At 33.5% G+C, this 21,382-nt stretch carries 16 protein-coding genes; 12 read left to right on the forward strand and 4 right to left on the reverse strand.

The window, feature by feature from the left end:
- Position 1 precedes the first annotated feature (1 nt).
- Complete coding sequence (locus tag KO527_RS25310; RefSeq protein ID WP_216043022.1) at positions 2–1,927, reverse strand: S9 family peptidase; 1,926 nt, start codon at positions 1,925–1,927, stop codon at positions 2–4.
- A gap of 169 nt (positions 1,928–2,096) precedes the next feature.
- Positions 2,097–2,438, reverse strand: a complete 342-nt coding sequence (locus KO527_RS25315) for a hypothetical protein (protein ID WP_216043023.1) — start codon at positions 2,436–2,438, stop codon at positions 2,097–2,099.
- Positions 2,439–2,862: 424 nt separating this feature from the next.
- Between KO527_RS25315 and KO527_RS26510 the strand changes: the two genes are divergently transcribed.
- The 8 genes from KO527_RS26510 to KO527_RS25355 all read left to right on the forward strand — a co-directional run bounded on the left by KO527_RS26510 (position 2,863) and on the right by KO527_RS25355 (position 14,159).
- Complete coding sequence (locus tag KO527_RS26510) at positions 2,863–3,918, forward strand: HlyD family secretion protein (RefSeq protein ID WP_216043024.1); 1,056 nt, start codon at positions 2,863–2,865, stop codon at positions 3,916–3,918.
- 95 nt (positions 3,919–4,013) lie between these two features.
- Complete coding sequence (locus tag KO527_RS25325; RefSeq protein WP_216043025.1) at positions 4,014–5,453, forward strand: right-handed parallel beta-helix repeat-containing protein; 1,440 nt, start codon at positions 4,014–4,016, stop codon at positions 5,451–5,453.
- Positions 5,444–6,385 carry a hypothetical protein gene (locus KO527_RS25330; RefSeq protein WP_216043026.1) on the forward strand — a complete coding sequence of 314 codons (942 nt, stop codon included), beginning with the start codon at positions 5,444–5,446 and terminating at the stop codon, positions 6,383–6,385. Before KO527_RS25325 ends, KO527_RS25330 begins: the two co-directional genes overlap by 10 nt.
- On the forward strand, positions 6,385–7,803 hold the full coding sequence (locus tag KO527_RS25335) for an alginate export family protein (protein ID WP_216043027.1): 1,419 nt from the start codon (positions 6,385–6,387) through the stop codon (positions 7,801–7,803). The genes KO527_RS25330 and KO527_RS25335 overlap by 1 nt, the downstream gene beginning before the upstream one ends.
- Position 7,804: 1 nt before the next feature.
- Positions 7,805–10,225 (forward strand): tetratricopeptide repeat protein, encoded by a 2,421-nt coding sequence (locus tag KO527_RS25340; RefSeq protein WP_216043028.1) that lies wholly within the window; start codon positions 7,805–7,807, stop codon positions 10,223–10,225.
- 31 nt (positions 10,226–10,256) lie between these two features.
- On the forward strand, positions 10,257–11,573 hold the full coding sequence (locus KO527_RS25345; protein WP_216043029.1) for a nucleotide sugar dehydrogenase: 1,317 nt from the start codon (positions 10,257–10,259) through the stop codon (positions 11,571–11,573).
- An 11-nt stretch (positions 11,574–11,584) separates the two neighbouring features.
- Complete coding sequence (locus tag KO527_RS26210; protein ID WP_216043030.1) at positions 11,585–12,640, forward strand: right-handed parallel beta-helix repeat-containing protein; 1,056 nt, start codon at positions 11,585–11,587, stop codon at positions 12,638–12,640.
- The gene (locus KO527_RS25355; protein ID WP_216043031.1) at positions 12,624–14,159 is read left to right on the forward strand and encodes a glycosyltransferase; all 1,536 of its coding nucleotides are present in this window, start codon (positions 12,624–12,626) and stop codon (positions 14,157–14,159) included. The genes KO527_RS26210 and KO527_RS25355 overlap by 17 nt, the downstream gene beginning before the upstream one ends.
- Before the next feature lie 12 nt (positions 14,160–14,171).
- Here KO527_RS25355 and KO527_RS25360 read toward each other — a convergent pair whose 3' ends face one another.
- On the reverse strand, positions 14,172–16,268 hold the full coding sequence (locus KO527_RS25360; RefSeq protein WP_354668663.1) for an EAL domain-containing protein: 2,097 nt from the start codon (positions 16,266–16,268) through the stop codon (positions 14,172–14,174).
- A gap of 119 nt (positions 16,269–16,387) precedes the next feature.
- Here KO527_RS25360 and KO527_RS25365 point away from each other — a divergent pair, with 119 nt between their 5' ends.
- From KO527_RS25365 to KO527_RS25380, 4 genes are all read left to right on the forward strand, one after another.
- Positions 16,388–16,753, forward strand: coding sequence for a response regulator (locus KO527_RS25365; RefSeq protein ID WP_216043033.1), 366 nt, complete (start codon positions 16,388–16,390; stop codon positions 16,751–16,753).
- Positions 16,740–17,348 carry a chemotaxis protein CheC gene (locus tag KO527_RS25370; RefSeq protein WP_216043034.1) on the forward strand — a complete coding sequence of 203 codons (609 nt, stop codon included), beginning with the start codon at positions 16,740–16,742 and terminating at the stop codon, positions 17,346–17,348. Before KO527_RS25365 ends, KO527_RS25370 begins: the two co-directional genes overlap by 14 nt.
- A complete protein-coding gene (locus KO527_RS25375; RefSeq protein WP_216043035.1) occupies positions 17,348–19,267 on the forward strand; it encodes an ATP-binding protein in 1,920 nt (639 codons plus the stop codon). Before KO527_RS25370 ends, KO527_RS25375 begins: the two co-directional genes overlap by 1 nt.
- Before the next feature lie 115 nt (positions 19,268–19,382).
- Complete coding sequence (locus tag KO527_RS25380; protein WP_216043036.1) at positions 19,383–20,081, forward strand: UTRA domain-containing protein; 699 nt, start codon at positions 19,383–19,385, stop codon at positions 20,079–20,081.
- Between the two features lie 73 nt (positions 20,082–20,154).
- Here KO527_RS25380 and phnW read toward each other — a convergent pair whose 3' ends face one another.
- On the reverse strand, positions 20,155–21,252 hold the full coding sequence (phnW, locus tag KO527_RS25385; protein WP_216043037.1) for a 2-aminoethylphosphonate--pyruvate transaminase: 1,098 nt from the start codon (positions 21,250–21,252) through the stop codon (positions 20,155–20,157).
- Positions 21,253–21,382: the final 130 nt, after the last annotated feature.

The following is a 21,382-nucleotide window of genomic DNA, read 5'->3' on the forward strand; positions in this document are numbered from 1 at the left end:
TTTATGGATTTAAATGTTGCTTTAAAAACTTGTCCATAGCTTGGTAGGCTTCAAGACGGTTCTCTAAACTTCTAAAACCATGGCCTTCATTCTCTTTTACGATATATTCTACATCGATACCGCGTTTAGTAAGTGCGTCAACAATTTGATCTGACTCAGCTTTTACTACTCTTGGGTCTTTCGCGCCTTGCAATACCAATAATGGTGCTTTAATTTTATCTACGTTATATACCGGAGAATACTTGGTCATCATCTCTTTATCATGCTCTGGGTGACCAACCATTTCATGTAACATCGCTAAGTATTGCTTCCAATATGGTGGGATTGACTCCATAAAGGTAAATAGATTAGATACACCTACATAATCGATACCACATTTGTATAGATCTGGTGTATAAGTCACACCAGCAAGTGTTGCATAACCACCATAAGAGCCGCCATAAATACATACATTATCTTTATCTACGATACCTTGGTCTATGGTCCAGTTTACGCCATCAGTAATATCATTTTGCATGGCTTGACCCCATTGCTTAAATGATTTTTCCCAAAATTCTCGGCCATAACCCGTTGAACCTCTAAAGTTAACTTGTAGTACTGCATAACCACGGTTAGCGAACATTTGTACTTCAGGTTGGAAGCCCCAAGAATCTCGGGCCCAAGGACCGCCATGCGGTAGCATAACTAAAGGTAAATCTTTAGCTTCTTTTCCTCTTGGTGTTGTTAAATAACCATGAATTTTTAGCCCATCACGTGATTTAAACTCAATTGGTTTCATGTACGACATGTGCTCTGAATTATGCCAAGGCGCATTTTGCGCAAGTGGTGATAAAGAATCAGATTTTACATCATAATGATAATAAACAGGGCGTTCTACATCACTATAACTGACCACTATCATTTGTTGCTCATCACGAGAGCTGCTACTAATAGATAATTGACTGTTAGGTAGTTTAGATTGAATCTTTTTAAATGTTTGTTCTGCACCTTTATCTAAGAAATGATGCTGGTTTTTCCATGTTGTATAGTTAACTGAAGTGATTTTATTGTGCACATCAGAGTAACTGATGCCACTAATATCAACATCTGGGTGAGAGAAAATCTCTTTTACTTCTTTATCTTGAGCAATATCATATTCAATTAGTGTTGCTTTATCACGTGTGATACGAGTGCTTACATAAAGGTTTTTATTGTCAGGTGTAAAACCTAGTGGCTCAAAACCTTGCTTAAAGTTAAGTTGTTTTAATACTTTAAAAGGTTCTGATTCATCATCACGATATAATACTTGCGTATTGACACCATCTGTTTGCATTGCGACTCTGATTTTACCGTCATGATCTGTCATCCAGCCACTATAACTACCAGGGTTTTGTGCAACTAAAGATGTCGCTTTGGTTTTTAGGTTGTAGCGATAAACATCAAAAATGCGTTTATCACGTTGATTCGTTGATATTAAAATTTCATTTTGTTGATTAGGTAATACATCTATTACTCTTGCTACTACGCCACTTTTTGGCGTTATCACTAATTCTTCGCCGGAGTGAATATTTACTGTTACTAGATAGTAATTTTCATCGCCACCAGTATCTCTTGCATAAATGACTGTATCGTCTGAAATCCAACCATAACCGGCGACATCACGGTCGATTTGATTTGAAATACGTTTTGCTTTTTCTGGTTGGTTAATTGGGTGAAAGAAAATATTCATGCGGTCTTTATAAGGTTTAAGCATCGCAACATAGTTTGCACTTGGAGAAATGGTCACACTACGTGTAACACTGTTTCTGAAAAAATAATCGACTGGGTATTCTGGAATTTGAATGTTTTGTACTTGCGCACTTTGTGTATTTGTTTGGTTTTCTTCTGTTGCGTTACAACCGACTAATGTTGCTGATATTGCAGCTGCGATGAATAATTTTTTAAACATGTTGATTCCCTTTTTTTACAAACTATTATTTTTGAGTTGTGTGCATTATGAAGAGATTGATGTTGTTGATGCGCCAAAAATGAAAATAGGCTAAATAACATGATTTTAGGTAAAAATAGATGGTATAAGGTTTTTATGCTTTTTTATTAAAAACTTAACACAGCATGTTTTAATTTTTACAGGCTAGATGTGTTGTTGGTGTAGATTGTTTTCTAAAAAGACCAAGTAGCTTTATATCTGACTTTGATATTGCAATCCGTTGTAATTTATCTTGTTTATTAAATGTGATGGCAACCGCATCTGAGTTTTTGTAAATAGATAAAACACGATTGTCTTGATCCCATTCATATTCAATTAAATTAAGCCGAGTATGCTCTATTACTTTTTCTTTTGTTGTTTCACAAGAGATTTTATCGACAAAGGTATTGAGATCATGCCAATTGGAATAACAACCGGTGTTGATAGTAAATAATATGAAAATTAATAATTTAAATAGAAGTCGTTTATTCACAATACTTGAGCAATACAATGAGATCGTATATTGATAATAGATGAGAAAAATTGAGCCTGCAGACATAAAACCAAAAAATGACAAACTTCCCTTAGAAACGATTTAAATTAGCTAAATTTTGCTTTCTTAAATATATAAATTTTAAATAATTCGATACCCTTTTTAAAAATGTAATCAGTTTATATCGGATTATAAACTGACAATGCAGCTATTAACTTATAAATATTAGATCCATTAAAAACACAAATTAACCTTAAACACTACAAACTCTCATTCCCTATGGGTATTCAATTAACAGGCGGAACAATATTTATTGTCTATAATTCATACTGGTTGCATATATGTTTTATAACAAAAACGAGCTCGCTATGATTTAGGTTTTAGTCGCTCAGTTACTATGTGGTCGCATCTTAGGAGATTTATTGTGCCAGAACAAGTAACGCATGAATCAGAGCATTATCGACAACATGTTAGATTTAGAATTCCAACAGTATTACAACTTGAGGGAGAGTCTTTTACGCTAGCTGACTGGTCGGTATCTGGTGTCGCAATGGAAGACTTTCCTGAGGAACTTGGTGTTAAATCGATTTTAACTGGATACTTAATTTTTGATTTTCAAAGTTATGATTTTCGGGTAGCCATAGAAATTGAAAAAGTCAGGTTTAATAAAGAAACTAAACGTTGGGCAGGAAGGTTTATAAATGTATCTAAACAATCCCTTTCTCTTATTCATTATATGATCAATGCATACTTATCTGGTGAAATCGTTAGTGTGGGTGACTTGCTTAGTGTTGTCGGTAGTGAAAGTGTATTAAAAAAAGACCTAGATAAAAGACTTGAAATTGAAAGAAGCTTATTTCAGAACATTTTATATCAAAGCAAACGGATTTTAGGGCACATTATCTATGCCAGTATTTTTGTATTGCTTGTTTGGTTTTCAGGTTACACCATATATGCAAATCGCTATATCGTTGAAAGTAAAATGGCGTATGTTGATCGAGAATCAATCAAATTACGTGCTCCCGATGATGGCATTGTTGAGCTTAAGTTATCAAACACTAATCCTTTAGTTAAAAAAGGAGATTTAATTGCTGTAGTACGCTTAGTTAATGGAGGCGTGTTAGGTATTGAATCTCCATGCGATTGTTTATTAACAGAGATATTTGTAAAGACAGGAGTTTTTGCTGCTCAAGGGGAAGTATTATTTAGTATATCACCCCCAAATACACCAATAGTAATAAAGGCTAAAATTGATTTTGAAGATGTCTCTAAAATAAGCATCGGTGATCCTGCGATGATCCAATTATTAAATGGTGAAAATATGCAGGCAAAAGTAGAGGGAATTATTGCTGGTTCAGTAACAGAGCTAGATATAACTGGTGCCGTGCCTGATTTTGCAGTTGTTGAGTTAACAACAAAAGAATCAATTAATATCGATAACATAAATTCATTAGCTACCGTATATATTGAGACATTTTAATGTACTTTAAATTATTTTTACTCATGAGCTTTTTCTGCCTTATTTTTATAGAACAAGGTATTGCTCAGGGTGATTTGATTAAAATTGACTCTCAGATGAAAGCACCTTCCTTAGATAAAATAACGGTAGAATATGTGAGAAATAAAGTGCCTAAGCCTTCATTAGATGAAGGCATTGAAGTGCTTCCCTTGCATTTTATTTATACTTTTAGTTCTAGAAATTATTACGAGCTTGTCAATACTCTAAAAACTAATAAAGGCCTTGAAGATATTGAACCTTTAGCTATCTACATCAGTGATGGTAATTATGGTTTAAATGATATTTATAGATTGATAAACAACAAAAACCATTTCAATAAATTAAGTGATTCAGTTTATATTTCTTACCTGCCTATTATGATCGCTAATGATGCTAGTTTAACAATAAAAAAGCAGGAACTTAGACTATCTGTTCAGGATGTTGCATTTATTGCTTATCGAGGAGATTTATTTGTTATAGATGCTAAGGTGACGAGTTGGCAGCAAACTACCGCCGATTATGGACCTAGGAAAGCGATAGAAAAGAAAAACTTGCTGCTATATGGTATTCAACCTGCTCGACCTTATTTGTTAGGTATGAGAGGTTCAAAAAGTTATTTTGCTAATTCTCACTTTAATGGTTTGGGCTATCAAGGTCTATCTTCCAGCTTTGGCATCGCACTATCAAGTAGAATCAATTATGCACGACATGATCCGTTAAGTTTTTATGGCATATTAAGTAAATTGCCTGAACCTACAGGATTAATTGTAGGCAATCTTATAGAAAATAATTTTTTTGGTTTTTATACGAATAAAGCCAAAAATATATATTTAGTGGGTAATATTATTCGAAATAATATTATTTATAATGTTGACCCGCATGATTTTTCAGAAAACTTATTTATTTCACGAAATATAACTTATGGTGCGAGACATGCTCACGGCATTATTATCTCTAGAGAAGTAAATCATTCACAGCTAAATGAGAATATTAGCTTTAATAATGCAGGGGCAGGTTTAATGCTTGATAGAGCCTGTGAAGATAATATTATTAATAATAATATTGTATTTAATAATAAAAATGATGGTATCGCGATATTTGAAAGTAATCGCAATAAAGTGAAATCAAATGTTATTTTTACCAATGGCAATAATGGTATTTATATTAGAAATAGCCAGTCTATTTTGGTAAATAAAAATGTCGTATCTCATAATGCCAAATTTGGTATTGAATTAGCATCTCAAGCGCTATCTCATCATTTATCAAGAAACTTTAATTTAGACCCCTATCAAGAATTAACAAGTGCCAAGTTAATAGACAATATTATATTTCGTAATACTTCTGCGGCAATTACAGCGAAAGATAAAACTAAAATATACTTTAGTAAAAATAATTTAAAGGGTTCTTCTCCCTATTTATATGGCGGAGATTTAAAGAACTTTGTAAATGACATAATGAAGTTTCAAGATACTGAAGGTTATAGCTATTGTAATTTGGGTACTAAATTATGCGATTAAAAATTGTCTTGTTTATAGGATGTTTAACCCATTGTTTATTGGGAGCAGCTACGCCCGATTTGAGTGTCGTTAAGGCTTTTGATACACAAAAACAGCGTGAAATATTAAAGATGTTGTCACAAGAAGGCGTCGTTGCTGCACAAAAAGAATATATGCGTAGGTTAATTATCCTTTATCGTAATAATGCAGGGTTAGAAACAGAAGAGTTAGAACATTTATTAGTATTAACGGCGTTAAAGGGAGATGTAAGCTCAATGTATCGTCTAGGTCATCTTTTAATTCGAGACAACACAGAACAGCTTCATTCATTTCACACTGGTATCAAATTAATTACAAGAGCCGCTTTGTTAGGTTATGGCAAAGCGATGGCAGATCTAAGATTATTACCTAGTGTTATTAAATTCCCTGAGTCAGTATATGTTAATGCTTTTATTGAAAGTTTGGATGAGCTACAAAACAACCAAGGTATTGAATGTGATAGCTGGCAAAGATTATGTAACGACATAGAACAGGAAACGGACTATAGTGGTAATCAATTCATACAAGACTTAAGAAAAGAACGAGTTAATACTTTAGCTGATATTCATCATGTTTTTTATCAGTTTAATCGTAAGCTAATTGCTAAAAACTTCACTGAAGTTGCTAATTTTAAAAACGAAATTAAACAAAAAAATAAACTTAAAAAACGCAGTTATATTCCAGAGGATCGGTTGGCCAAATTGACCCAAATAGATTGGCAACAAAAAACATATTTAAGTCGCAAAGCCACCCAAAAAAAACTAAATAGCAGGTTAGCTAAAAAATCATTAACTACTCAAATCACCAAACATAAAATAAAAATCGAAAATACATTAAAAAAAATCAACTTACATAGAGCGATTGATCAACAAATTTCAATGGATGAATTACTTGATATGATTGAGGAGCTTTGATGCCGACTCATAAATACAATCAAGTTTTAATGATTTTACTCACTCTCATACTGATATTGCCTAGCTGTTTTTATGCCCATTCAGAAAATATTACAGAAGATAAAACTGATTTCAAACCTCCTTACATAAAGAAAAGTAATCATAGCCTTTATTATGGTGTTAAAGGTTTTACTTATCAAAAATTGCAAGTATTAGCTCAACAGCGGATACACCAAGATCAAATCAATTTTTTTGTAGGGTTAAAGTATAACTATTTAGTTGCTGAAGATTGGTTATTTGATAGCGATATCAAACTTGTTCATAGACGTAATGATAATTTTAATTCAGAGCAAGATGAATCGTTTACTTTCTTGGAAGTCAAACGCTTCAAACTTATTAAAGAAAACTTCTTTGGTTCCCTTTTTTGGGATCTTGAACTTGGGAGAGATAGATTAAAAAGTCGCGCATCTTGGCTATTTGATGATGAAATTGATTTTATCGAATTAAATCGAAATTCGACCCTATTAGATATTAATTTGTTTGCTGCTAAGTGGTTATGGGATGCTAGGGTTGGTGCAGATTTAAATACTTTAAGTGAAGAGCAAAAAATTGAGACGACGGGTAGCAAGTATTTATCAGGAGAGCTTAATTATCAGTGGTTCTATAACCATTACTTTCAATTTAATATTTTGCATGAGGATTATATTAATTCTCGCGCGTTTAGAGAGGAGGAATTTAACTTACGCACTTTGGTCAGAGAGTCAGAATTAACTTGGTTTCGAGCAGCTTTACATGGCAGTAAAAAATATAATGTTTCAACAGATATAGATTATTGGTTTGATATTGCAACCTTAAGTGGAGAGCGCAGTATAGATGATCCTAGAGATGATTTTAAAACGATTATAAAGCAAAAAATGTCAGGAGGTCATGCTTATCGAATGGGCATAACTACACGGTTTGAAAATAATAAATATGCATTTGGTATAGGGTATGATCTGGCAAGTTCTGGTGAGGCTATTACAAAAAAAACTGAACTGTTTATTCAGCCATTTATAGCAAGTAATCGTTCAAAAATTTTTGGCTTTAGTAAAAGGCGTATTTACGGTGAAGTATTAGCGCCTCAACTATCAAACTTACAAGTATTTCATTTAGGTGGTGGCTATGCAATAGATGAAAATCAATGGTTAGAACTCTCTTTATATAATTATCGTCAAGATGAAGCGCGTTCTGATACCTTACTTTATCGTCAAAATGACCTTTTAAGTGGAGCATCTAAAGACATAGGTTGGGAAGTTGATTTTTCATTAGGGATGCGTTTTCCAAATGAACTTAGAGTAGAGTCTGTTTTTGCATATTTAAAAGCAGGACGTAGTTTCGAATATCAATATGATAAAAATGGCAGTTACCGAATTTCCTTAAATTTTGTTAAGGACTGGTGATATGTTGACACAATATCAGCATTTAGTATTGATAAGTTTGGTTTTCGCCTTAATGAGTGCTTGTGCCGACCTGAGACAAGCTAGGTTAGATTATCAACAGAATAAAATTGATAAAGCTTATGAGCAATGGCAAGAGCTTGCAGATAAAGGTTTTGGTGAAGCTTATTATGCTTTAGCTAATTTATATAGCTCAGGTCGTTTAGCTGGTGGGCGAAATATACAAATGGCTTTTCACTATTTAACTTTAGCGGGTGAAGCTAATTATCAAAAAAGTTACCTTGAGATTGGTCGTCTATTAAATCAAAAAAAATTAAACCCGGCACAACAAAGTAAAGCAAAAATAAGTTTAGAGCAGGCGCTTTCTCAGAAAATACCTGAAGCGACTTTAGCTGTTGCTGAATTAAAAATTCGTGGAACGTTTTATGAACAAAATATTAATCAAGCAATAGAATTACTTAAGCAGCTTGCGAATGAGCAAAACGTACAAGCCTATAATAGGCTCGCTGAAATTTATAAAAATGGCCTTTATGTAACTACAAACTTAGGCTTAGCTTTTCAATATTATAATAAAGCTTTTTCTTTGGGCCATAAGTCATCTGGAATTTCGGTCGCGCAATTTTATGAAAATGGTATAGGTGTATCCCAAGACATCAATCAAGCAGAAAATATATTAAGAGATCTTGTAAATCAATCATATATCTCAGCTTATTATCATTTAGCTGCTTTTTTAGAAAGACACAATCATAAAGTATCAGAAGAGCCTTTACTGCTGTATCAGTTAGCTTTAACAAAAGGTTCTACATTAGCAAAGTTAAGATTAGCTGATATGTATCGACATGGTGAAGGCGTAACGAGAGATCCAGAAAAAGCGATAGCCATGTATCAAAAATTATCTGAACAAGGGTATGGTACCGCAACAGCGAGAATAGGAGACATTTATCGCGATGGAGAGTTACGTGCCCTTGACTATAAAAAAGCCAATGATTTATATCAATTAGCATTAATTCAAGATTTTGAAAAAGCAGAATTAAGAATTGCAAAAATGATGGCCAATGGCTTAGGAATGCCAAAAAACCTTGATGGTGCCAAAGTTATACTTTTGAAGTATGCCAACTTAGGCGTGGCTAATGCAGCTTATGAATATGCAAAAATACTAGAGCAAACAACAAAAACAGAAGAGTTTCCTGAGCAGGCATTGATCTGGTATCAAAAAGCCTCTGATGCTCAACATCTAAAAGCAAATATTCGTTTAGCCGAATTAATGTTATCAGGTCAAGGAATGGAACAAGATATTACTGGTGCGATAAATAAATTTGAAAACTTAGATCACGAAGCCGTTGCACTAGTGAGGCTCGCAGATATATATCGCACTGGACTTTACGTTAAAAGAGATCACTTAAAGGCCGAACAGTTATATTTGCAAGCAGTCTCGTTAAATGATCAAAAAGCCTTACTTAGTTTAGCAAACTTATATGCCAGTGGAGATAGTTCAGTCGCTGACTTTGATAAAGCAGTTAAAATTTATCGTCAATTCTCTTTAACTGGTAGATTAGAAGTAAGTTATAAATTGGCTCGAATGTATGAACAACGATTAGGTGCGGATGCTATTACACCTGAAATAGTACAATGGTATAAAACAGCCAGTGATGGCGGTTATGCACCAGCAAGAGTTAGGTATGCGGATTTATTATTAGAAGGTAACGGCGTAATCCAAAATAAAGATAAGTCTATTGAAGTATATCAGGAACTCAGTAGTGTTGGTTTTGGTGCGGCAACTTTTCGTTTAGGCAGGTTACATGAGTTTGGTATTAACACAGACATCAATTTTGTTTTAGCTATGCAGTTTTATAATAAATCTTTAGATCAAGGATACGATTTAGCACAATTAAAAATTGCTAGATTACACTATTTAGGTAAAGGGACCCCCAAGGATATTCCTTTAGCGCTTTCAATATATTTGAAACTTGCTTTACAAAACAATGCCGTAGCAGCTTATTCATTAGCCAAAATGTACCATGAATTAAAACAAAAAATTAATGCGGATTGGATGGAAAAAGCAATATATTGGTATAGAGAAAGTGCTGAGTTAGGTTATCTAGATGCTCAGTATGAATTGGCTATTTTATTTGATATTCAACAAGGTAAATACTCTAAAAAAAGTACCAATATTTTATTTTCTTTAGCAAATTCTGGGCACGGAAAAGCAATGCTTTCTTATGGGAAAAGACGATTTTATGGCTTAGGTCAAACTGTAAATCAATTAGAGGGTTTAACTTATGTTTTAACCTCTACTCGAATACAGACTAAATTTGCATTAGATGAATTATTAGCCATGATCAAAGATACACAATACGATGAAGACATAAATAATGCGGTGATCAGATCGAATAAACTTAAAGAGTCATTAAGCGTAGCGAATTAAACTAACAGGTTTTAATAAAGCGAGGGCTAAAATGGATAAAAAACAGATCAGCATATTTGGATTGGGCTATGTGGGCTTAGTAACCAGTGTGTGTTTAGCTGAACTAGGTCATCAAGTGATTGGTGTTGATATCAACCAAGAAAAAATTGATTTGATCAATCAAGGGAAGTCTCCATTTTATGAACCGGGCCTTGAAAAAAAGCTAGCAAAAGTAATTGAAAGCGGCAATTTTAAAGCGACGATAGATCATCAATTTGCAACCATGCATTCACAGATCAGTATGATATCAGTTGGCACTCCAAGTTTGAGGTCAGGTGATGTCAATCTAGAATATGTATTTGAAACATTAAAAAATATCGCCAAAGATATTAAAAATAAATCCAATCATATCATTGTAATGAGAAGTACTGTGCCTCCAGGCAGTGCTCAGAATAAATTCCTACCAATATTATATGATGTTTTAGGTGAAAGGCTTGGGAAAGCGTTTCATTACGTATCCAATCCTGAGTTTTTAAGAGAAAGTACCGCAATCGAAGATTTTTACAACCCGCCAGAAACTGTATTAGGCTGCAATGAACATATTATCAGCAAGGAGCTGGCAGCGCTTTATTCGTTCAGCGATGCACCTGTTTGTTGTTGCAGTATTCCAGTTGCTGAGTGTATTAAATATGTTGATAATACTTGGCATGCACTTAAAGTCACTTTTACGAATGAGATAGGTAGTTTATGTAAAACATTGAATATTGACAGCCATGAAGTAATGGATCTTTTTTGTAGAGATACAAAGCTTAATATTTCAACTGCTTATTTTAAACCTGGTTTCGCTTTTGGCGGCTCATGCCTACCTAAAGATGTGCGGGGTTTATCTTATGTTGCAGAACAACACAGCTTACGTTTGCCAACATTGACTTCAATCCTTAAGTCTAATTTTTACCATATTGATCGAGCCTATGAATTAGTGACCCCACCAGGAGTGAAATCTATAGGGTTATTGGGTTTAGCGTTTAAAGCTGATACAGATGATGTAAGAGAAAGCCCTTTGATAAGATTGGCCGAACGTTTGATTGGTAAAGGATATAAACTTATTGTTTATGATAAACATGTTTTTCAAGCACTAAAGCAAAAGTCTTCATCTGAAACAATGAAAAAATGTTTAGGTCATTTATGCCAATATGTGAGTGATGACTTAAATCATGTGATTAAAAGTGCAGAAGTTGTTGTTATAGGCAATAGGAGCGAAGAATTCAATCACATAGCTCATCTAATTCAAGATCATCAAATTATAGTTGATTTAGTTAAAAATAAGAGTCTTGAAAACCATTCCTTTTATGAAGGGATCTGTTGGTGAAAATTCAGTTGGTGTTATTTTTTTTAACTTTATTTGTTATAAATCACACTCAGGCCAAAGTGTATTTTGTTTCACCTGATGGAAATAACAATTCAACAGGGTTAACCCCAAAAGAAAGTATGAAAAGTATTCAAAAAGGAATTGAATTATTAACTCCTGGGGATACTTTATGGCTTATGAAGGGAGTATACCATCAAAAGTTTCATTCAATTATTAGTGGTACAAAACAGGAACCTATTACAATAAAGGGTAATGTTTCAACTATAGTTAAAGGTTTAGTTAATAATATCAAATCAAAAAAAATAGTCGAAATAAAGCATAGTTACATCCATTTAAAGGGCTTTACAATTGATGGGCATTCAGGAGAACACCAGCGAGCAATTGACTATAAAGATAAGTTATTATTGGTACAGGGAAATGAACAGAGTCCTATCCGTGGAGTAGAAATTAAAGGAATGAGAGTGCTCAATGCATTAGGTGAATGCATCAGATTAAAAGACTTTACCCAGTACACTCGTATTTCAAATAACATCATAAAAAACTGCGGCTTAAAAGATTACAAATTTGGCAGAGGTAAAAAAAATGGTGAGGCTATATATATAGGCACTGCACCTGAGCAGCTAAAAAGCAAAAGCTTAGATACAAGCTCATATAATGAAATCAAAGGAAATAATTTAGATCCGCAAGGTGGTGAATGCATTGATATCAAAGAAGGGGCAAACCATAACTTAATTGCTGAGAATAATTGTTTTGGCGGATTAGATATACATTCGGGATCTATTTCTATACGTAGCTCTTTTAACCGAATCATTGGTAACTATATTTTTGATAATCACGGCAGTGGCATTAGGATCGGGGGAGATACAAAAGGCATTGCTATCGATAATTATGTTGTAAAGAACCTATTGATAAATAATCAATTTGCAGCATTAAAAATTATGGACTGGCCGCAAAAGTCTGTATGTCGTAATCAAATTCACCAAAAAAAAGGTAATAAATGGATTAAGGTAAAGTCGGGAATAGATAAATCTGCAATATTAAGGTGTAATTATGGCGATGATATTTAAACACCTTATGTTAATAATGATTTTATTGGCTTTGGCAGTTTCATTGCCTTGGACATATTTTGATTCTACATCAGACAAGTTTATTTTCATTATAGGTTTTGTGGCTATTTGGCGTTATGGCTGGGCAATACAGCATTTTGTGCGTGCATTAATATATCTTAAAATTAAATTTAAAAGATTAAGGCAACAAGAACAGAATTCAGGTGATGAATACATTCCAATTCATGTATTTCTTTTGATAACGTCTTTTCGTATTGAGACAGAAACCTCTATCACTGTTTATCGGTCCATCATAAAGGAGGCAATAAATAACGGTGTTGATACCACAATCATCGCTTCGTTAGTCGAAACTAGTGATGAGAGATTAGTAAAACAAATATTTTATAGCTTCTCACCTCCAAAACATATTCGGCTGAAGCTAGTACTCTTAGACGGAACTGGGAAAAGGGATGGCTTGGCTGCAGGGTTTCGAGCGATTTCTAATTCACAACTGCATTTGGAAGATACTGTTGTAGCGGTTGTAGATGGGGACAGTATTCTTACTAAAGGGAGTATTGAAAAATGTTTTAAATTTTTTAAATTAAATCCAAAACTCGGTGCGCTCACAACAAATGAAAAGTGTATCTTACAAGACAATCATAAAGTTACTGAAATTTACCGACGCTGGTATAACTTAAGGTTTTCTCAGCGCCATGAATTTATGAGTTCGATAGCTTTAAGTAATAAAGTGCTTACTTTAACTGGGCGTATGTCAATGTTTAGAGGAGATATTATTGGTGATTCAACCTTTGTTGAACGTGTTGAATTTGACTTTGTAGACCACTGGCGTCTTGGGCGTTTTCGTTTTTTAACTGGTGATGATAAATCAAGTTGGTTTCATGTATTAAAGGATGGTTGGCAAATGTTATATGTGCCAGATGTCGAGGTTTTGACGATTGAATCTCCTCCTAGCGAAAACTTTCTTAAAGGTGCAACGATGCTAATGTCTCGCTGGTTCGGTAATATGTTGAGAACAAATAGTAGAGCGAGAGAAATCCCAAGGAAAACAACAGGAAACTATGTTTGGTGGGTATTGTATGATCAATTGATAAGTATATGGACTTCGTTGTTTGGTTTAGTGTTAGCTATAATGGGAGCCATTTATTTTGATAAATCGATTTTTCTGGCGTTTATTTTCTGGATTTTATTAACGCGTTATCTTCTCACCTATTTATTAAGCACTTTACAAGGTAACTTCTCTTTTTCATGGCCATTTTTGGTATATTTCAATCAAATTTATGGTTCAATGATTAAGGCATATTCCTTACATCATTTGTATAAACAAGGCTGGACTAGACAAAAAACCACCTTGAAAGGATCAAAAAGTAAAATTGAAAATACAATTAAAACTACAGGTTCTAATCTTTCACTCGTAAGTTCTGTATGTGTATTTTTAACAACTGTAGCATTTATTGTTGGTATTTTTAATCTTCATGATATCAATGCGTTTATCTTATATTTGAAAATGCGGTTTATTTAATACTTTTATTTTTTATAAGTAGTCCGGTTTAAAAGGTGCATCTCTTTTAAGTTGTTCGGTGAACGCTTCAGCACTAATAGGTTTTGAGATTAAATAGCCTTGGATAAAGTCACAGTGCGCACTTTTTAGAATTTGCATTTGCGCTGATGTTTCAACGCCTTCAGCAATAACTTGTAACCCCAATTTATGAGCCATTACTATGATAGCTTCACATAATGCTTGGTTTTGAGGGGAAAACTCTAAATCTCGAACAAATGCTTGATCAATCTTTAAAAAGTTCATATCAAATTTGGTTAAATATGAAAGTGACGCATATCCAGTTCCAAAATCATCAAGTGATACTTCGATGCCATTTTCCTGAAATTTAGCTAATTTCTCTTTTGTTTCAGGGCAATCTTCTAGTAATAAACCTTCTGTAATTTCTATGCAAATACCATAATGTAAGTTAAGTTGTTCAAGCGTACTGACCCATAATAATTCAGTGCTTTCTTTTGGATTTTGAAATTGAACGGGAGATTTATTAACGCTTATTTGAAACCGAGAGTCGAACTCATCTTGCCATAATTTAACTTGTTGGGCTGCGCTGATAAACACCCAATTACCTATACTTTCAATAACACCTGAGCTTTCTGCTAGCGGAATAAAATCAGCAGGGCTTATAATACCAAGCTCTTTATGATGCCACCGAATTAATGCTTCGGCTTTAAATATATTATTGTCAGCGAGGCATATTATTGGCTGATAAAGTACTTCAAAATCTTGTTCAATAATGGCAAGTCTTAGCTCTTGAGTTAATGCATGCGTTTTATCTGCGTCCAGTTTGAGTTGCTGGGTAAAATAATTGAATTGCTTACGGCCTTTATTTTTTGATTTGTACATTGCTTGATCTGAGAATTTAAGCAGCTCATCCATTTTATCGGTATGCTCAGGAAATAATGTAATACCGATACTGGCAGAGATAAAAACAGATTCATTGCAAATATAGAAGGGCAGTTCTAAGGTTTGAATTATTTTATTAGCAATGATATCTATACAGTTTAAATCTTGGATCTGACTTAAAATCACGGTGAATTCGTCTCCACCGATGCGAGATACCGTATCTGACTCCCTTAAAATCAGTTTAATACGTTCAGAAGCTTCAATAAGCAATAAATCACCAGCTTCATGTCCTAATGTATCGTTTACTTCTTTAAAGTGATCTAAGTCGATAAAAAATAATGCAAATTTATCACAGTTTCGCTTACTTTTAATTATTTCTTGTTTGAGCCTATCTGCAAACATATTACGATTGGGTAACTGTGTTAAAGGGTCAAAATTTGCCTGTTGCCATATCACTATTTGAGATTGCTTTTTATCAGTAATATCTAAGATTGAACCTACCATGCGAAATGGGATGCCATGCTCTTCCCTGATTGCTTCACCCACTATTTGAAACCAAAGTTCATGCTGTTTTTGAGAAAATAAACGGCATTCAATATTAAACTCAATAAAAGGATCATCTAAATGCTGTTGTAGTTGAAATTCAAATTCACCGACATCGTCAGGATGAACTTGCTCTAATAAAGATGCCCAATTATTACCAAAAGCTAAATTGTCGTAACCTAATAAATCTGTAAACTTTACAGAGTAATAAACTTCATTCGTTTTTATATTCCAATCCCAGATCCCAGCACTAGAACCTCTTAATGCCAGCTCATATCTTTGTTGATTAACTTTGAGTTCAGATTGAATTTTATTAAATTCAGAAACATCTTCAACGCAACCAACATAGGCAATAAGTTGACTTTTACTATCTAGTATTGGTTGAGCATTTACTAGTAAATGTAATTCTTTATGATTGGGAAAATGAACTCTAAATTTATAGGAAAAAGTCGCTTTTTTAGCAATACAGCGATACCAATGCTTAAAGACAGCCTCTTTATCATCAGGATGAAAGTAGGTTGCATATCCTAGTCCTAATGTCTGCTCTAAGGTTAAACCAAGTAATGTTTGTAAGCTTTTATTGCTGTATGTACATTCACCACTTGGGCTAGCTTCAAAAATACCTGTAGCGGCATTCTCTGATAATTGAAAAAAACGTTTATGCTTACTTTCATGATCTCGCTTCACTTCAATTCCTTTTAATAGTGAATAGATTTTAATTAATTGTAGTCTAAAAATAAATTTTATGAATTGAAAAATAACGACTATGTTTAATAACATAGTTAACAAGGAGTAGTGTAAAAAAGATGAAAAATATCATGATAGTTGACGATAGCCGAGTATCTAGGATGATGATTAAAAATATAGTGGTCGATCAGCATCAAGATTGGAAAATAGTTGAAGCAGGTAATGCTGAAGAGGCGCTAAAATTATGCACTGAATTTACGCCAGACTACTTTTCAGTAGATTTGAATATGCCTGGCCGAGATGGTTTAGAGCTAATAGATTTACTTAAACCGAAATTTAAAAGCGCAAAATTTGCATTACTTACAGCAAATATTCAACAAGCCACGCACGTAAGAGCTGAAAAGCTAGGGGTTAGATCATTTAATAAACCAGTAACGCTTGAAAGTATTAGTCAAATGCTAGGATATTTTAATGAGCAAAACTAATTTATTAACTGAGCTTGAACAAGATTACTTAGTAGAATTATTTAATATAGGTATTGGTAAGGCTGCTAATTCACTCAGTCAAATTGTAAATCAAGAGATTGTTTTATCTGTTCCCGCAGTAGAATATATAACAATTGCTGATTTAAATACAAAGATGGGTGAACATAAAGATATATGCAGTGTGTCTCAGTCAGTTCAAGGTAAGTTTAGTGCTAACAGCATGCTGCTCTTCCCTGAAAAAAGTAGCTTGGAAGTTGTAAAAAAAATGCTTGGCGAAGGATACTCAAATGAAACTATAGCGGAACTTCATCAAGAGGGGTTTACTGAAATTGGTAATATTGTACTTAATGCGTGTATTGGTTCTCTTGGGGAGTCATTTCAAGAAGAGTTTAAAGTTGGCTTGCCATATTATCAGATTGGCTCTACCTCAAAAGTAATTCAAATTCCTGAAAATGATAATATTTTATTTATACGTATTAATTTGATGCTGAGTGAGAGTAAAGTACAAGGTTATTTAGTATTCTTATTAGAAAGTTTATCTTTTACGCAATTTAAAAGTATGTTGAATAAAATGATTAATGGGCTTTTATCTTAATGGCTGACAATGAGTTTAATGAACTTGAAATTGTAAACCAGATCAGTGTTGGTTTAATTGGTATTGACCAAGATAAAAAAGTGTTCCTTTGGAATGCATGGATGGAGCAAAATAGTGCCTTACATTTAAAGGACGTAAAAGGTAAAGCGCTAAATGATATTTATCCAGATTCATACCAAGGGCGATTGTTACATGCAGTAGAACAAGCTTTATCTCAAAGAATGCCATCTGTATTATCGAATGTATTTAATCGTTCAGTTTTCCCCCTTTACAATTTTAGTCATCAATTAATTCAGCAATCTATTAATATTTTCCCTATTAATATTAAAGATAAACCTTGCTGCATAATACAAATAACAGATGTATCTGCTGCAGTCGCTAGAGAGCAAGCACTAGAACGCCAAGTATTAGAGAGAAAAAAGGCAGAGCAAGCTAAAAGTGAATTTTTAGCCAGTATGAGCCATGAAATTAGAACACCATTAAATGGTGTCTTGGGTATGTTAGATTTATTAAAACGAGAAGATATTCCTGAAAAAACCTTAGGTTTTGTCAATGTTGCGTATTCAAGCGCTAATGCATTGTTATATATCGTTAATGATGTGCTTGATTTTTCAAAAATTGAAGCTGGTAAGTTAGATATTGAGCAAATACCCTTTGAAATAGTGACATTTTTAGAAGATGTTGTGCAATTTTTTGCTTTAACTGCCCAAGAAAAAAATGTGAGTATCAATTTAGATACCTCTGATTTAAATATTACACACGTGATAGGAGATCCTAATCGCATTAAACAGATTTTAATGAATTTGATTGCCAATGCTTTAAAGTTTACTGAAGTAGGCGAAGTACTCATTAAAGTGAAAATATTACCAATTAATTCACAGCAAGCGCAGTTAGTCTGTCAAGTACATGATACCGGTATAGGGATCACTGATGCACATCAATCAACATTGTTTTCGCCTTTTAAACAAGCTGATAATTCAATTGCACTTAAATATGGTGGAACTGGTTTAGGTCTCTCAATAGCAAGGCAATTATGTAATTTAATGGGCGGTGAGATAGAAGTTAAAAGTCAAATAGGTGAAGGCAGTTGCTTCAGTTTTGATGTCATATTATCTTATGAACCTGAACCCTTTAACCCATTAATTCTAAATGGCAAAAGCGCTATTATTATTGGTTTGAGTGATACATGTTCAAACATTTTAAAGGCTTATTTGCAGTATCAAGGCTCAGAAGTTTTTATTAGTACTGTTGATTTTGATGCATTCACATTATTAAAAACAAAGCACAATGTTGATTGGATTTTTATAGAATACAATTTTTATAACAAATACCTAAATTTAGTAGAACAGTTTATCTCTCAAAACGAATCTTGGATAAAACCCGTTTTAGTTTCGCCAGCATATTCAAAACATTCACAATCAGATGTGTATTACAGTATTAATCAACCGATTTTCAAATCTGAAATATTAGAATTAATTTATAACGAACCGATTGATGACTTTGTTGAAAGTTATGTAGTACCAGATAAAATACAGCTAGCGATTTTAGTTGTAGAAGATAACCCAATCAATCAAATTGTAATTAAGGAGATTTTAAGTAAATTAGGCTTCGATTGCACGTTAGCCAAAGATGGTATTGAGGCCATAGAGGTATTGTTAAATAGCAATGAAACCGTATTTGATATCATATTTATGGATTGCAAAATGCCTAGATTAGATGGTTTTGAGACAACGGAACAAATCAGGCAAGGAAAAGCAGGTCAAGCATATCAGAATGTTCAAATAGTCGCATTAACTGCCAATGCTATTCATACTGAAAGAGATAGGTGCTTAGACTCAGGAATGAACGGTTTTTTAACCAAACCGATTAATGTTGAAAAGTTGAATCACACTTTACAAGATTGCTTAAATCAAAAATAGCCATGTTTGACATTATTAATGTAATTTTAAAACGTATAAAATAAACTGATTTATTTCTTTCTTTTGTCATATTTGCACATTAGTCTAGTTAGATGTTTTTATAATACTTTTCATTATGCTGCTTTATCAAAAAATACGCCAATATGTTCTCGAGCTGATCAGCAACAATTCCACTAAGCCTTCAACAAAGCTGCCGTCGGAGCGCACTTTACAAGAAAAATTTCAATCAACTCGTATCACAGTAAGAGAAGCCTTATTTAGATTAGAGGCCGAAGGCTTAATATATAGCCAAAAGCGAAAAGGTTGGTTCATCACTCCACCTAAACTTAAATTAAGGCCTGCAAGTAAAGTTAATTTTAATAAATTGGCAGTGGAACAAGGTTTTGTACCAAAAACTGAAGTGATAAGTATATTAGATGATATTGATGATAGTTTTCAAAGCCAAGAGCAGGATATCTTTACAGGTGACGCTTTGTATCATTTGAAACGAGTACGGTTGTTAGATGAACGACCCGTAATGATTGAAGCTATTTATTGTCAGCGTAATCGGTTTGAAGATTTTGAATCTAAAGCGCTATCAGAATCTATTACCGATATTATGGCCGCGGATTACAATGTTAAAATTACATCGGAGCGATGTGTTATTTGTGTTACCGCATTATCTAATGAAGATGCTGACATTTTAGAAAAAAATAGCGGTGCGCCTTGTTTAAAAATAATCAGAAAACGTTTTGATGAACATGGTTTATTAGTCGATTATAATTATGAGTATTGGTTACATGATGCAATTGAAATGCTTGTTGAAGGTACTTAATCCTTTTTAGTAACAACAACAAGCATAGTGGAGTTTATTATTATGCTGATAAAAGCTTAATCATTATTTTCTATTACTTAAGCCAATAACAGCTTTGATTAATAACTTCTATTAATCTTGAAATATCGTCAGGATATATTTCACCGATATTACCAATTCTAAAGCAATCAGCGTCAGACACTTTACCCGGATAAATCACAAAACCTTGCTGTTTTAAACTATGATAAAAAGTTGAGAAATCATAATTTGGATGTTCAGGAGAATAAAAACAGCTAATAATAGGGGATTGATTTTCAAGTGTGACCAAACATTTGAATCCTAAACCTTCCATACCTGATATTAAAAGGCTCTGGTTTTTAGCATAACGTGCTTGTCTTGCTTTTATTCCGCCTTCCTGCTCAAGTTCTAATAAAGCTTGATAAAAAGCACGAACAACATGTGTTGGCGAGGTAAATCGCCATTTGCCATTATGTTGTTCCATAGTATGCCATTGATCATATAAATCTAATGATAATGATCTCGCAATGCCTTTAGCATGTGCGATAATATTTTGTTTTAAAATGACAAAACCAAAACCAGGCACACCTTGTATACACTTATTGGCTGAGCTAATTAAGATATCAATTCCAAAATCATCGATATCCATATCTATACCACCAAAACTACTCATGGCATCTAAAATAAAGGTCTTATCATAACTTTTTACCAGCTCAGCTATGGCTGCAACAGGATTTAGAATACCTGTGGTGGTTTCACAATGTACCATAGCGACATGGGTGATAGTGTTATCTGACTCAAGGGCTTGTTGTACTTGTAATAAATCAGGAATTTGCGTTTCTATAAAACTCAATACGGTGTGTTCAATATTTAAATATTCAGCGATTTGAGCAATGCGCTTACCGTAAGCGCCATTATTAATCACCAGTAACTTTTCACTGGGTTTAATAATTGAACCAATAACTGACTCAACACTCGCTGTGCCGCTTCCTTGTATCAGTACACTGGTAAAGTCACTCGATTTGGTCGCCAGCTTTACGAGTTTATGTCTGATCTCTTGCACAACATGTTTATTGTAATCATCGTCCCAAGTACACCAATCTTTAAGCATGGCTTCTTTTACTGTTTTAGAAGTCGTCAGTGGTCCGGGTGTTAATAATAGATATTCATTCATTGCAAAACTCCATCTGGTCTATACCAGTAACTTTTCACACAAGTATGCCTGATGAAAATGAAGTTTTTATTTCAGTTTTATGTCATTTATTGATTGGTGATTATTTCCAAACTCTTCATAAAATCGTCAT

This window comes from Pseudoalteromonas sp. C2R02 (genome assembly GCF_018860845.1).
In the GTDB taxonomy this organism is placed as follows: Bacteria; Pseudomonadota; Gammaproteobacteria; order Enterobacterales; family Alteromonadaceae; genus Pseudoalteromonas.